This window comes from Rhodococcus sp. NPDC056506 (assembly GCF_042794945.1).
GTDB lineage: Bacteria > Actinomycetota > Actinomycetes > Mycobacteriales > Mycobacteriaceae > Rhodococcus_F.
Window position 1 is genome coordinate 14859 of record NZ_JBHTSW010000009.1, and the last position, 13909, is coordinate 28767.

At 61.3% G+C, this 13909-nt stretch carries 13 protein-coding genes; 5 read left to right on the forward strand and 8 right to left on the reverse strand.

Annotated features, from left to right (window positions below):
* Window positions 1-34 precede the first annotated feature (34 nt).
* Window positions 35-1624, forward strand: a complete 1590-nt coding sequence (fadD5, locus tag ACFQ6H_RS10730) for a fatty-acid--CoA ligase FadD5 (protein WP_378534914.1) — start codon at window positions 35-37, stop codon at window positions 1622-1624.
* A 55-nt stretch (window positions 1625-1679) separates the two neighbouring features.
* Here the strand turns inward: fadD5 and ACFQ6H_RS10735 are convergent, their stop codons facing one another.
* From ACFQ6H_RS10735 to ACFQ6H_RS10755, 5 genes are all read right to left on the reverse strand, one after another.
* Window positions 1680-2159 carry a nucleoside deaminase gene (locus tag ACFQ6H_RS10735; RefSeq protein WP_378534912.1) on the reverse strand — a complete coding sequence of 160 codons (480 nt, stop codon included), beginning with the start codon at window positions 2157-2159 and terminating at the stop codon, window positions 1680-1682.
* Between the two features lie 77 nt (window positions 2160-2236).
* The gene (locus ACFQ6H_RS10740) at window positions 2237-4780 is read right to left on the reverse strand and encodes an ATP-dependent Clp protease ATP-binding subunit (RefSeq protein WP_003945604.1); all 2544 of its coding nucleotides are present in this window, start codon (window positions 4778-4780) and stop codon (window positions 2237-2239) included.
* Between the two features lie 297 nt (window positions 4781-5077).
* A complete protein-coding gene (locus tag ACFQ6H_RS10745; RefSeq protein WP_378645997.1) occupies window positions 5078-5968 on the reverse strand; it encodes an esterase/lipase family protein in 891 nt (296 codons plus the stop codon).
* A gap of 5 nt (window positions 5969-5973) precedes the next feature.
* The gene (locus ACFQ6H_RS10750) at window positions 5974-6915 is read right to left on the reverse strand and encodes an esterase/lipase family protein (protein WP_378645999.1); all 942 of its coding nucleotides are present in this window, start codon (window positions 6913-6915) and stop codon (window positions 5974-5976) included.
* Window positions 6916-7020: 105 nt separating this feature from the next.
* Window positions 7021-7359 (reverse strand): Lsr2 family protein, encoded by a 339-nt coding sequence (locus ACFQ6H_RS10755; RefSeq protein WP_378546685.1) that lies wholly within the window; start codon window positions 7357-7359, stop codon window positions 7021-7023.
* Window positions 7360-7545: 186 nt separating this feature from the next.
* Between ACFQ6H_RS10755 and ACFQ6H_RS10760 the strand changes: the two genes are divergently transcribed.
* From ACFQ6H_RS10760 to ACFQ6H_RS10770, 3 genes are read left to right on the forward strand one after another with little or no spacing between them, the layout of a single operon-like run.
* A complete protein-coding gene (locus tag ACFQ6H_RS10760; protein WP_378646001.1) occupies window positions 7546-8358 on the forward strand; it encodes a hypothetical protein in 813 nt (270 codons plus the stop codon).
* The gene (locus tag ACFQ6H_RS10765) at window positions 8351-9571 is read left to right on the forward strand and encodes a hypothetical protein (protein WP_378639066.1); all 1221 of its coding nucleotides are present in this window, start codon (window positions 8351-8353) and stop codon (window positions 9569-9571) included. Before ACFQ6H_RS10760 ends, ACFQ6H_RS10765 begins: the two co-directional genes overlap by 8 nt.
* Complete coding sequence (locus ACFQ6H_RS10770; RefSeq protein WP_378534900.1) at window positions 9568-9945, forward strand: hypothetical protein; 378 nt, start codon at window positions 9568-9570, stop codon at window positions 9943-9945. Before ACFQ6H_RS10765 ends, ACFQ6H_RS10770 begins: the two co-directional genes overlap by 4 nt.
* Before the next feature lie 48 nt (window positions 9946-9993).
* On the opposite strand, the gene lysS is transcribed toward ACFQ6H_RS10770, so the two are convergent.
* Genes lysS through ACFQ6H_RS10785 form a run of 3 tightly spaced genes read right to left on the reverse strand, consistent with a single transcriptional unit; the run spans window position 9994 to window position 12850 of the window.
* The gene (gene lysS, locus ACFQ6H_RS10775; protein ID WP_116057298.1) at window positions 9994-11505 is read right to left on the reverse strand and encodes a lysine--tRNA ligase; all 1512 of its coding nucleotides are present in this window, start codon (window positions 11503-11505) and stop codon (window positions 9994-9996) included.
* 11 nt (window positions 11506-11516) lie between these two features.
* Complete coding sequence (locus tag ACFQ6H_RS10780) at window positions 11517-12020, reverse strand: DUF1772 domain-containing protein (protein ID WP_378646003.1); 504 nt, start codon at window positions 12018-12020, stop codon at window positions 11517-11519.
* Window positions 12017-12850: an NAD(P)H-binding protein gene (locus tag ACFQ6H_RS10785; protein ID WP_378646005.1), complete on the reverse strand. Its 834-nt coding sequence runs from the start codon at window positions 12848-12850 to the stop codon at window positions 12017-12019. Before ACFQ6H_RS10785 ends, ACFQ6H_RS10780 begins: the two co-directional genes overlap by 4 nt.
* Before the next feature lie 80 nt (window positions 12851-12930).
* On the opposite strand from ACFQ6H_RS10785, the gene ACFQ6H_RS10790 reads away from it, so the two are divergent.
* The gene (locus tag ACFQ6H_RS10790; RefSeq protein WP_378646007.1) at window positions 12931-13890 is read left to right on the forward strand and encodes an AraC family transcriptional regulator; all 960 of its coding nucleotides are present in this window, start codon (window positions 12931-12933) and stop codon (window positions 13888-13890) included.
* Window positions 13891-13909: the final 19 nt, after the last annotated feature.

A 13909-nucleotide genomic window follows, 5' to 3' on the forward strand; every position in this document is an offset into this window, starting at 1 on the left:
CACACAATCACCCACGCATGAGAGGAACCCATCGATGGCCTCCACCGATGCAGTCTCCGAGGCGCAGCGTTCACGCCGCACCAACTGGAACAATCAGATCGCCAGGCATGCGCAGATGATTCCCGATCGCACCGCACTGCGATTCCTGGGGGATTCCATCACCTGGAGCACCCTCGACGCACGCGTCGAGAAGTTGGCAGACGCCCTAGCCCGACGCGGCGTCAGCTTCGGCGACCGCGTGCTCATCCTGATGCTCAACCGCCCCGAATACCTCGAGGTCGTGCTCGCGACCAACGCACTGGGCGCGATCGCTGTTCCGGTGAACTTCCGTCTGACACCACCCGAAGTCGCTTACCTGGTAAACGACTCCGGCTCCAAAGTCATTGTCGCCGAGGGACCGTTGGCTCCGCTGGCCGGAGCTGCGCGCGCCGCGTCCGAGGGGATCGACATCTCCATCACCGTGGGCGCCCCCGCCGAGGGTGACAGCCTGAATTACGAGGACTTGATCAGCGAAGACGGCGAGAAGCACGCGTTCGTCGACATCCCGGACGACACTCCGGCTCTCATCATGTACACCTCGGGAACCACCGGTCGCCCCAAGGGTTCGGTGCTTTCCCACTCGAACCTGTCTTCGCAAGCATTGACCTGCATCAGGGCCTTCCACTTGTTCAATGCCGATTCCATCGGCTTCTGCGCCTCGCCCATGTTCCACATCGCGGCCCTCGGTTCCATCGCACCGAGCCTGCAACTCGGCACTACCACGGTGATCCACCCGGTCGGCGCGTTCGACCCGGGTCAGTTGCTCGACATTCTGGAAGCCGAGAAGGTCACCAGTTTGTTCCTCGTGCCCGTGCAATGGCAGGCCGTGTGCGCAGTGCAGAAGGCGCAACCTCGAGCACTGTCACTGAAGAACATCTCGTGGGGTGCCGCACCGTCGTCCGACACGATCCTGCGGGCAATGGCCGAAACCTTCCCCGACGCGTTCAATGTCGCAGTCTTCGGTCAGACCGAGATGTCGCCCATCACTTGCGTTCTCGACGGCGAGGATGCGATTCGTAAGCTCGGATCCGTCGGTCGGGTCATCCCGACCATCTCGGCCAGGGTCGTCGACGAGAACATGGACGACGTGACGCCCGGTGAGATCGGCGAAATCGTCTACCGCGGGCCCACGATGATGAGCGAGTACTGGAACAACCCCACCGCCACCGCTGACGCCTTCCACGGTGGCTGGTTCCACTCGGGCGATCTCGTTCGCGTCGACGATGAAGGCTTTGTGTACGTCGTCGACCGCAAGAAGGACATGATCATCTCCGGTGGAGAGAACATTTACTGCGCCGAGGTCGAAAACGTCCTCTACGAACACGAATTGATCGTCGAAGCCGCCGTAGTCGGTCGTCCCGACGCCAAGTGGGGCGAGGTGCCGGTCGCAATCGTCGCGATGGCGCCAGGTTCAGCCGTAGACCTGACCATCGAGGAGCTGAGCATCTTCCTCAATGATCGGCTCGCGCGCTACAAGCACCCGAAGGACATCGTCGTCGTGGAAGCGCTGCCGCGTAATGCAAGCGGCAAGGTCGTCAAGGGTGAACTGCGAGAGAAGGTTCGAGCAGTCGACGCAGTTTCCTGACTCCACACGCAAACGGGCGGCACCTCCAGCGAGGTGCCGCCCGTTTGTGTGCCCGTCAAGCGCTCTGCGAATGCAACTTCCGATGCAGCTCTCGCACCTGCGGAACCAACTCCGATACCGGGCCTTCGACCGGGATGTTCGGCGCTACCTCGTTGACGGACAAAGACTTCACCGGCGCCGGAGCCACACCCCACTCCTCGAGCCAGTCGCCTAGTTGGGCCGAAGAACAGATGTAGACGATACGTCCCAGTCCCACCCATGCGTGCGCTGCCGAACACATCGCGCAGTGCTCGCCCGAGGTGAACACCGTTGCTGTGGAGCGCTCTTCCGGCGTCAGGTACTGAGCCGCCCACCGCGCCAGCTCGAACTCGGGGTGGCGAGTGTTGTCGCCGCCCGCAATCCTGTTTCGATCCTCCGCCAGAAAGGTTCCGTCGGCCGCTGCCAGGACGGAACCGAAAGGTTCGTCACCGGCATCCAATGCCTCCGAAGCCAATTCGACGCAACGGCGCAGATGACCCAGTTCGATGTCGTTCATGTGCACATCCTCTCCCGTGATACACGAAACGGGCGGCACCGGTGAGGTGCCGCCCGTTCGTTACTTACTCTGCTGTACTACTCTGCTGCGCTTTCGCTTTCGCCGGCCTTGGTCAACTCGATCGGCGGTGCGTCCGGCACGTCGATCGGCTTCTTGGTAGGCGTGAACGTGAACTTCGCGTCCTCGCCCGAGCCTTCTCCGTCCCAGTTCTCGACGTCGACGAGCACGATGTGACCCGGTCCGATCTCTCCGAAAAGGATCTTCTCGGACATCTGGTCCTCGATCTCGCGCTGGATGGTACGACGCAGCGGTCGTGCACCCAGTACCGGATCGAATCCGCGCTTGGCCAGAAGCGACTTGGCCTTGTCGGTGACCTCCATGGCCATGTCCTTGTTCTTGAGAGCCGCCTCGACGCGAGCGAGCATCAGGTCGACCATCTGAACGATCTGCTCGTTCGTGAGCTGATGGAAGACGACGATGTCGTCGATACGGTTCAAGAACTCGGGACGGAAGTGCTTCTTCAGCTCGTCGTGAACCTTGAGCTTCATGCGCTCGTAGTTCGACTCCGTGCCCGTTCCCGAGCTGAAGCCCAGGCCGACTGCCTTGGAGATGTCCGAAGTACCGAGGTTGGACGTGAAGATCAGCACCGTGTTCTTGAAGTCGACGGTACGTCCCTGACCGTCTGTGAGACGGCCGTCCTCGAGCACCTGCAGGAGGGTGTTGTAGATCTCCTGGTGTGCCTTCTCGATCTCGTCGAACAGCACAACGCTGAACGGCTTGCGGCGCACCTTCTCGGTGAGCTGGCCGCCCTCTTCGTATCCGACGTACCCGGGAGGGGCACCGAACAGACGCGAAGCGGTGAAGCGGTCGTGGAACTCGCCCATGTCGATCTGGATCAGAGCGTCGTCGTCGCCGAACAGGAAGTTGGCGAGCGACTTCGCGAGCTCGGTCTTACCGACACCGGACGGGCCGGCGAAGATGAACGAGCCCGAGGGACGCTTGGGATCCTTCAGACCTGCACGCGTACGACGGATCGCCTTCGAGACGGACTTGACTGCCTCTTCCTGGCCGATGATCCGCTTGTGCAGTTCCTCTTCCATCCGGAGCAGACGAGTGGTCTCCTCCTCGGTGAGCTTGAAGACGGGGATGCCGGTCCAGTTGCCCAGAACCTCGGCGATCTGCTCGTCGTCGACCTCGGCGATGACGTCGAGGTCGCCCGCACGCCACTGCTTCTCACGCTCGGCGCGCTGAGCGACGAGGGTCTTCTCCTTGTCACGCAGGTTCGCGGCCTTCTCGAAGTCCTGCGCGTCGATCGCGGACTCCTTCTCGCGACGCGCGTCGGCGATGCGATCGTCGAATTCGCGCAGGTCCGGCGGTGCAGTCATCCGACGGATGCGCATTCGCGCGCCCGCCTCGTCGATGAGGTCGATCGCCTTGTCCGGCAAGAAGCGGTCGTTGATGTAGCGGTCGGCCAGCGTCGCAGCTGCCACGAGCGCACCGTCCGTGATGGAAACACGGTGGTGAGCCTCGTAGCGGTCACGAAGACCCTTGAGGATCTCGATGGTGTGCTCGACGGTCGGCTCGCCCACCTGGACGGGCTGGAAACGACGCTCGAGAGCGGCATCCTTCTCGATGTACTTGCGGTACTCGTCGAGAGTGGTGGCACCGATGGTCTGCAGCTCACCGCGGGCAAGCTTGGGCTTGAGGATGGAGGCCGCGTCGATAGCGCCCTCGGCCGCGCCCGCACCCACGAGGGTGTGCAGCTCGTCGATGAACAGGATGATGTCGCCGCGGGTGTTGATCTCCTTGAGAACCTTCTTCAGGCGCTCTTCGAAGTCACCGCGGTAACGGCTGCCGGCCACGAGCGACCCGAGGTCGAGCGTGTACAGCTGCTTGTCCTTGAGGGTCTCGGGGACCTCACCGTTGACGATTGCCTGAGCCAGGCCCTCGACCACAGCGGTCTTACCGACACCGGGTTCACCGATGAGAACCGGGTTGTTCTTGGTACGACGCGAGAGAACCTGCATGACACGCTCGATTTCCTTCGAGCGGCCGATGACCGGGTCCAGCTTGCCTTCGAGGGCAGCTTGCGTCAGGTTGCGACCGAACTGGTCGAGCACGAGCGAGGTGGACGGCGTGCCGGCCTCTCCGCGGGTGCCACCGGTTTCGGTGGGCTCCTTGCCCTGGTAGCCCGACAGCAGCTGGATGACCTGCTGGCGGACGCGGTTGAGATCGGCACCGAGCTTGACCAGAACCTGGGCTGCTACGCCCTCACCCTCGCGGATGAGACCGAGCAGGATGTGCTCCGTACCGATGTAGTTGTGTCCGAGCTGCAGCGCTTCGCGCAGACTCAGCTCGAGGACTTTCTTGGCGCGCGGTGTGAAGGGGATGTGACCGGACGGAGCCTGCTGGCCCTGGCCGATGATCTCCTCGACCTGGCTGCGGACTCCCTCGAGGGAGATACCCAACGACTCCAACGACTTGGCTGCAACACCTTCGCCCTCGTGAATGAGGCCGAGAAGGATGTGCTCCGTGCCGATGTAGTTGTGGTTGAGCATCCTGGCTTCTTCTTGAGCCAGGACAACAACGCGCCGCGCGCGATCGGTGAACCTCTCGAACATCGCTCTCCCTCACACTCTCCGGCGGGCAGGTTCGAGACCGGATGTCTCGTCCCTGGTCGCCGCGTTTCGCTCCGGCACTACAGACTGATCGCCTCGCCGGTCAGCGGACTGACGTCCACGAATCGACAAAGGTTGCACGACCCCACTTATTACTCTAGAGGGCGCGAAGTCCACCTGCTGCTCCTCCACCCGATTGGCGGCGGAAGCCGGACTGCTTACCGTTCACAACGTCGCAGCTGAGGGAATCGTTTCCCGGTTCCTGTACGCCTGAAGCGAACAGCGATTTTCGACGCCTGATCAGCCGAATATCGGGAGTACCCGAGCGCACGGCACCTCACGCGGATTCGACGGATCCAGCGCGTTGAGCGTCAGAGTCGCTGTTCGTTGCGACGCCACCAGCGCGATGTGATCCGACAGGTCCTGTTCGCAACCGTCCTGAACAACTATGTTCGACGCGTTCGACGCGGCGAGTATTCCGCTGCTGTACGGAACGACCACTTGGTCGAACCGAGTCACGATGTTGGTGTACTCGACGTCGTCGGAGTAAACGCCGGCGTCGCGCAGTTCGGTCACGAAGGTGGCGTTGTCGAAATCCGGTCCCCCGACGCCTTCGGGCGGGCCGACCTCCGAGCCGTCCCACAACGGAGCGATGGAGACGATCGTGGAAACCTTCGCGTCGCCGCCGAGGAACTTGGCGTAGTACGCACTGACCGTCGTTCCCTGAGAGTGTCCGATCAGGTCGACCTTCGAGGCACCCGTCGACGAGAGGACGTCGTCGACGAATTCCGACAGTTGCCCTGCGCTGTCTCCGAGCGGCGCGAGACCACCGGCCGCGGAAATCGGCCACGGCTGGTCCGTTCGATTCCCGAAGGTGAGCGCGAAAACGCAGTACCCCTCGTTGGCCAGTACGGGCGCGAGTACGCCCCAATTTGTCTGACGGTTGGCTGCCGTCCCGTGCACGAGGACTACCGGATCAGGATGAGCAGCGGAAGGCATGCATGAGAAATCGTTGGTACCGGGAGCCGATCCACCCGGGTTAGTCGCTTCGAGGGCGATTCCGCTGAAGAAGCCCGACGGAACGGGGAGAGGTTCGTTCGCCGACGCAAGAGGCGCGGCGGTCGCAGCCACGGCCGCCGCTAGGAAGAGAGCGCCCACACATGTTCTGATCCCCACCGAAGGCCTCCGCATATTGCTCAACCCACGACGGGCAATACCGAGTTGCACGGTACCGGCCGCTGATGCGCGGGGTCGAGTGCATTGAGAGCAAAAGTCGCGGCGCGCAGCGATGCCGCGATGGCGAGGTGATCGGAGATGTCTTGTTCACAACCGTCCTGAACGACGATGTTGGTGGCGTTCGGCCCGGACTCGAGACCATTTGTATACGGCAGCACCAGTTCGTCGTAGCGAGTCGTGATGTTCGTGTAGTGAACGCCCGGCGCGTAAACGCCTCCCGCACGGAGGTTTTCGATGAACTCCGAACCGGCTCCCATGTTCAGACACGCCTTGCAGATCGGGAATCCGGCCTGTGCTGCCTCGGATACCCCTAGTTCGCGAAGGCTGCGGCCGATACTTGCCTGCTCGTTTCCGAGGGTTCCCTTCCACAGCGATGCCACCGAGACGATGTTGTCCACTTTGTCAGCACCGCCGAGGAACTTCGCGTAGTACCCGTTGATGATCGTGCCTTGCGAATGTCCGATGAGATCCACCGACGTTGCGCCGGTAGCGCCGAGAACTTGATCGACGAAATTCGACAATTGTGCTGCGCTGGAGGGAATTTCCTGCATTCCGCCGATGGCTGACAACGGCCACGGCTGCTCGGGGAAGTTGCCGTACGTCAGCGCGAAGACGCAGTAGCCCTCGTTGGCGAGCAACGGCGCATAGGTGGCCCAGTTGGTCTGCCTGTTTCCACCGGTTCCGTGAACGAGCACAACCGGATTGGGATGTTCGGCAGTCGGTTTGCATGAAAAGTCATTGGATCCAGGAGCTGAACCGCCAGGATTTCCCAACTCCTGAGGAACTCCTGCGAGGAATGCGTTGGGCACGGGCAACGGAGCCTGAGCCGAAGCCACGGACGTGAACCCGACGAGCATCAGAGCGGCAAGAACCACGCCCCCGAACAACCTGATTCTGTGCACGACCGACTCCTCTGCGAGAGATGCGAACCGTGCAGACGCTAACAAACTAGAACGCGTTACCAATCTGTTTCGGGAAAATGCGCCCGAATCCATTCGCGATCCATTTCAGACGGCCTTTTCGTAGGCTCGGCGCACCTCGGTGGAAATACGTCCTCGGGCCGAGATCTCGAAACCCGCTCCCTTGGCCCATTCACGGATGGCGGCACTCTGATCGCGGTCGGCAACCGGGCGCGATTTGGCCACCGACCCGTTGACCGATTTGGCTGAATTCGACTTTCTTGCATGGGGAATCCACTTTTTCAGTGCATCACGCAGTTCCGCGGCGTTGGCGGCGGTCAGATCGATTTCGTATGCAACTCCGTCGACGGAAAACTCGACAGTTTCGTCAGCGGGCGATTTCTTGTCCAGATCGTCAACCATCGTGACAACAACCTTTTTCACCACGACCATTCCTCCCCGGATCCTTCGATAAGCAGCGACAATAGCACCTGGACAAACGTCCTGTCTCGGCTGATCCGGATGATTGGGACTACTCACCACCGGGTATGCCGATTGACTTGTCTTGCGACAAGGACAGTGCCGATACACTCTTCGCGACGCATCGGGGGATGCATCCAGACGGGGGGAATCATGACAGAAGACGGCTCGAGAAAAGACCTCCACCGAGCGCTACTCCGAATCGGCGGAGCCATCGCCGGACTCTACGCATTCTTTTTCATCATGGGACACATCAGCAACGCACACACCGACGAACTCCCACCAGCGGAATCACTCGCAACCGCACTCGCCCCACCCGTCAACACCACAAGCACAACGCCGCCCCCACCACTGCCACCGGGATTCCCATCACTGGATCGACCACCACCCAAAATCGAGGTCGAACCCGGCCAACCCCAACCCATAGCCACCAAATTCGGCCTCACATACGACATCCCGGCCGACTGGAAGAACGCCGCAACCTCAGTCGCTGGTTGGAATACGAAATGGGGTCCGGTTACATTTGGTGCGCTCGGCCAGTACAGAAGAAACTATTGCTCGGCCGTTGATGGCAGCACCCTCGCCCTGACTGGGGCCACAGGGCGCAACGGCGTCGACATCGACACCGCAGCACAAGAATGGGTCCACAAAGCCGAGGCAATCTTCGCCGCCAAGAACGGCACTCGCGCCAGCATCGCTTACAGCGGACCCACGAATTTCACCATCTCCGGACGCCCTGCGATCCGATACACCGCAATCGCCACCAATATCTCGGCGGACAACGAATGCGATCCGCCCTCAGCACAATTCGATGTCGTCACCACACCCGGTTACTCCACAGCCGAGGTCATGGTCTTCCTTGTCCAGTCAGATCAGGGACTACCTGACACACTCAACCAGAGCACGATCGACCAAATCATCGCAACAATACGAAAGTCCGAAACTCAGGCGACCGCGCATGGATGAATCCTTTACCGCCGATTCGAGCGAAATCGCCGGGCTGTCGAAACTTGCTACTCAGATCGGCGAGGACGCTGGCGTCGGCTGCCGCTTGGTATTGCACCACACCGCTCCGTTCGGAGATTTTGATGGCGAGTTGATGCGACTACTCTCAACGCCACTCCAGACGTACACCGATGTCACCTACCGCCGCTATGCCAACTTGGCATCCGATTGCGCTACTACCGGCATGCATCTCAATCGTGCTGCGTGGATGTACCACGATCAAGAGAAGCGAAACTACGATGCGCTGAACGCGCACAGTGAAATGTCAATTGTGGACATGTCGCCCTACAATTCCGAGAATCCAATATCTGGCCCCGCCGTGCCGTACGACAGTCCAGCAGAGTTCAAGCCGGCAAACGCCGTCGACTTTCCACCACCCCAGTCTGCGACCGACGACATCCGAAAGGTCATCGCGGAATCTGCGGGGTGGGTGGGAGACGTCGACAACGGATTCAAGATTGTGACCGGATGGAGCCCGCTGGAACGACTGATCGCACCGCTGAGCGGTAATTGGAACGAGCTCAAACGGATCGGCGACGCATACAAAACCGGCGGCGACGGCATCGAAAAATGCGGCTTGAATCTCGAAGACGGAACGAAGCGAGTCGGCGAGAGCTGGGACGGCCTTGCCGCCCAGTCGTTCGACGGATACTCACGCAAACTGTCGGAAGCGTTGAAATGGGAAGGCCCACACGGTCGAGTCGTCAAAGAGATTCTGTACGTTCTCTCAGATCAGATCCGACGCGGTGTCGAATCAGCCCTTCGATTCTTGGAACGAAAACTCGATGATCAGGTTCAAATTACCGACGGGACATCGGCGATGAAATGGGTTCTTCGCCGAGTTCCGTATGCCGGACCATCCATCATCACGGTAGAACTGGTCAGCGCAGCATTCTCGACCGCACAGAAAGTTCAGGAAATTGTCGACGATATCCGAGTCCTGGTCGAATGTTTGAAGGAGTTCCTCGATCTCGTCACCTCACCATCCGGCAAGCTGAGCGAGATGTCCGAACGGTTACTCGCACCGGTCGTCGACACACTCGACGACGCGAAGAAGAAGACCGAACTCGGCCTGTCGATCGCCGGTGTCGCGGATGCGGAGGGCGTGTTGAATACGCCGAAGACCGGCTACAACCCGGGGACCGGTCGCGATCCGTGGGCTGATGCCGTATGAACTCCGAGATACCTCCCGAGCTGCGCAGCAGCTACGACAAGATCATGAAAGCAGCGGCCGCGGTGGCCGATGCAGCGATCAAGTTGGACCGGGTCACGGACGGGGACTGGGACTCCCGGATCGACGTCACCGACCACTTGCTGAACTTTCTTGCCGACAGACCCGAAGCCTCAGCCGAACTTCGCCACTATGCAGCAAGGGTGGCGGCAGGCGAATGTCGTTGGGAACAAATCGAATCCCAACTTCGAGCGCTCCCTGCTGAACTGGTCGAGCTGAAGAACTCACCCAGATTCATCTGGTTCTCCGCACCGCCGATATCTGACGGGGACGAAGACTACGAACCGTACCGAATCCCTTGGGAGCGTCCCAACTGAAAAAGGTTCGGCCGCAACATGTGCGGCCGAACCTTGATCGAAGTAAAGCTAGCGAGCGGAAGGACGGACGATCGGGAAGAGGATCGTCTCGCGAATACCGAGGCCGGTCAAAGCCATCAGCAGTCGATCGATTCCCATGCCGGTGCCCGTTGTTGGCGGCATGCCCTGTTCCATCGCGGCGAGGAACTCCTCGTCCAGCACCATCGCTTCGTCGTCGCCGGCCGACGCGAGGCGCGCCTGATCGACAAAGCGCTCACGCTGGATGACCGGGTCGACAAGTTCGGAGTAGCCGGTCGCCAACTCGAATCCGCGGATGTACAGGTCCCACTTCTCGGTGACACCCTTCTTGCTGCGGTGATCGCGGGTCAGGGGCGACGTCTCGACCGGGAAGTCACGAACAAACGTCGGCACGTACAGCTGATCGCCGCACTGGTGCTCCCACAGCTCCTCGACGAGCTTGCCGTGGCCGTAACCCTTGTCCTTGGGAACCTCGAGGCCGACCTTCTCCGCCAAAGCGAGAAGCTCGTCGACCGTCGTATCCGGGGTGACCTCGGCGCCGATGGCCGCCGACAACGACGGGTACATCTCGAGGACCTGCCACTCGCCACTGACGTCGTACTCGGAACCGTCGGCGAGAGTAAGGACCTGCGTGCCGAATGCTTCCTGCGCAACTTCCTGGACGAGTTCACGAATCATCTTCGCGGAATCGTCGTACGTGCCGTAAGCCTCGTACGTCTCGAGCATTGCGAACTCGGGCGAGTGGGTGGAGTCGACGCCCTCGTTGCGGAAGTTGCGATTGATCTCGAAGACCTTCTCGATACCGCCGACGACGCAACGCTTGAGGAACAGTTCCGGCGCGATACGCAGGTACAGGTCGATGTCGAGAGCGTTCGAATGCGTGACGAACGGACGAGCTGCCGCCCCGCCGTGCAGCGTCTGCAGCATCGGCGTCTCGACCTCGAGGAAGCCGCGGCTCTCGAGCGCATTGCGCAACGCACGGACAACAGCGACACGCTTGCGGGCGTTGTCACGAGCCTCGGGGCGAACGATCAGGTCTGCGTAACGCTGACGCACCCGGGACTCTTCGCTCATCTCCTTGTGCGCAACCGGCAGGGGGCGCAGCGACTTGGATGCGATCTGCCAGGCGTCGGCCATCACACTGAGCTCGCCGCGACGGGAGCTGATGACCTCACCGTGGATGAAGACGAAGTCGCCGAGGTCGACGTCGGACTTCCAGGCGGCCAGTGCCTCTTCGCCGACGCCGGCGAGGCTGATCATGGCCTGCAACTGGGTGCCGTCGCCTTCCTGCAGAGTCGCGAAGCACAGCTTGCCGGTGTTGCGCATGAAGATGACGCGGCCGACGACTCCGACCAACACACCAGTCGCCGTGTCCGGCTCGAGTTCCGGGTACTCCGCGCGGATCTGCGCGAGCGTGTGGGTGCGATCGACCGAAACCGGGTACGCCTCCTGCCCCTGCGCCAGGATCCGTTCACGCTTCTCGCGCCGGATCCGGAGCTGCTCGGGGGTGTCGTCGACTGGCTGGGCTTCTACATCACTCACGGGGTACAAGACTACTGGGCCGTGTCCACCGCGTTTGTTGCTGGTAGCACCGCGGCCACCGCGAGCACGATTCCCGACAGCAAGTACAACCCGACCCGGACGTGATTCCACATAGTCCAACCAGCCTCGTACGACGCCCATGCGGCTGCGTCGGTAGCGCTGACCGAGGCAAACGCGTCGTTGCGAGGGACGTGGTAGATCGCGGTCACCGCGAAGGACGCGAGCACCCCGACGCATCCGACAACGGCAATGACCCAGCCGTCCGGTCTGGAGATCGATGCCCAGATTCCAGCGGCGATCGCGGTGAGCGCCGATCCGACCAGCGGCAGCATCAACGCACTACGCGGCGCTTCGACGTTGATCGCCTGCATCGACGTGATCGCGGTATGTGCATCCACCGACCGCAGGGCGGGCATCACGAAGGAAGAGAAGGCAAACAACGCACCACCGGCAACGAGCGCGCCGAGCGCAGTCACGCCGAGCAACAGCTCCAGAATGATCTCGGACTTCTTCATGACCAAACCCCTGTTCGAGCGGCCTCGGCGGCAAAAGTGGTGAAATCGCGAGCGGGTCGTTCCAGGACCCCTTCGACGACGCCGGTCACACTTTGATTTCGTCCGTCGAGAACCTCGACAAACAAGTAGGTGAGCAACTCCACGACATCACTCGGGACGCCGACTTCCGCCATGCCATCGGAAAACTGTTGGAGTCCAATTCTTTCGAATGTCACGCGGCGACCCGACTCCGTCGAGATCGCATCCACTGCTGCCGCAAAAGTGAGCAACTCCGGACCTGTCACCTCGAGGACTTGGCCGAGGAGATCGGTTCGAGTCAATGCGGCCACCGCCACGTCGGCGAGATCGTCGACGTCGATGAAGGGCTCCCCCACCTCACCGACCGGAAGTGCCAGGTGGCCTCCCCTGATCGGATCGAGCAGATACCCCTCACTGAAGTTCTGGGCAAACCAACTGGCCCGCACCACAGCCCATTCCAGACCGCTGTCGGCGAGAACCTGTTCGGCTTTCTGCGCCGCCGGTTCACCGCGCCCGGACAGGAGCACCATGCGGCGAACCCCTTCGCGATCCGCGAGATTCGCAAACTCCTCGATGTGTGTGCTCGATCCCGGAACAGCCAGATCTGGCGCATACGTCACGTATGCCACTTCGGCGCCGGACACCGCGGGCCTCCACGTCGTCTGATCGTTCCAGTCGAAAAGTGTCCCGGATGTTCTCGACGCGATTCGGGTACGGATTCCCACCGCCGTCAGCCTCTGCGCAACGCGCGCACCGGTCTTGCCGGTACCACCGATCACCACTGCCGATTGAATTTCACTTGTTGAAGTCATGAACTCATTCGACCGCGCGACGGCAATACGATCCATAGCCGAAGGTCGCAAAAACATACGCCAGCGTCTACCGTCGAATTATGGATGCATTGTCGATGATGCTGGCCGGGTCGCGGGCGGAAGGTGCATTTCTATTGCGCTCGTTGCTCGATCCACCGTGGTCACTACGTATCGAGGACCACGCACCCGTCACCGTGCTGATTCTGGTTCGCGGCAGCGCAGTCATCGTCTCCGACACCGGACAGACCGAGAATCTCGGAGCCGGCGACGTGACACTTCTGAGAGGTCCTGATCCCTATACCGTCGCTGATCGGCCCGGTACCCCAGTCCACGTACTCATCGACGAAGCGCAGAACTGCGCCGCGGTCGACGGCACACCACTCGAGGACATGTCAGTGCTCGGGGTTCGCACATGGGGTAACTCGACCAGTGGCCAGACCGTCATGCTCACGGGCACATACCGTTTGGACTCCTATGTCAGCCGTCAGATCCTCGACAGCCTGACACCCGTCGCGGTCGTGCGACGCAGTATCGAAACCGAGCCGATGACAACGCTTCTGGAGCAACAGATCGCCTCCGACGGGCCAGGGCAGGAGGTGTTGTTGGACAGGCTCCTGGACCTGGTCCTGATCTCGGCGGTCCGAACGTGGTTCGCCGAGAACCCGGATCGATCACCGCGGTGGATCAAGGCATACGAAGATCCTGTCGTCGGGCATGCCTTGAGGCTCATACACAATCGGCCGGAACACTCCTGGACGGTCGCGAGTTTGGCTCAGGAAGCCGGAAGTTCGCGAGCAGCCTTTGCTCGCCGGTTCACCAACCTCATGGGAATCGGGCCGGTTGGATACCTGACCGAGTGGCGACTGTCCGTGGCCGCGGATCTACTGGCAGACCCCGGGCGAACGGTGTCGTCGATCGCGCGAGAAGTCGGCTACTCGAGCCCTTTTGCCCTCACAACCGCGTTCACCCGCCACCACGGAGTGAGCCCGAAGATGTACCGCCAGACCCGCTGTGCGCCTTTATTAACCGCCCGCGGTTAATAAAGGCGCACAGCAAATA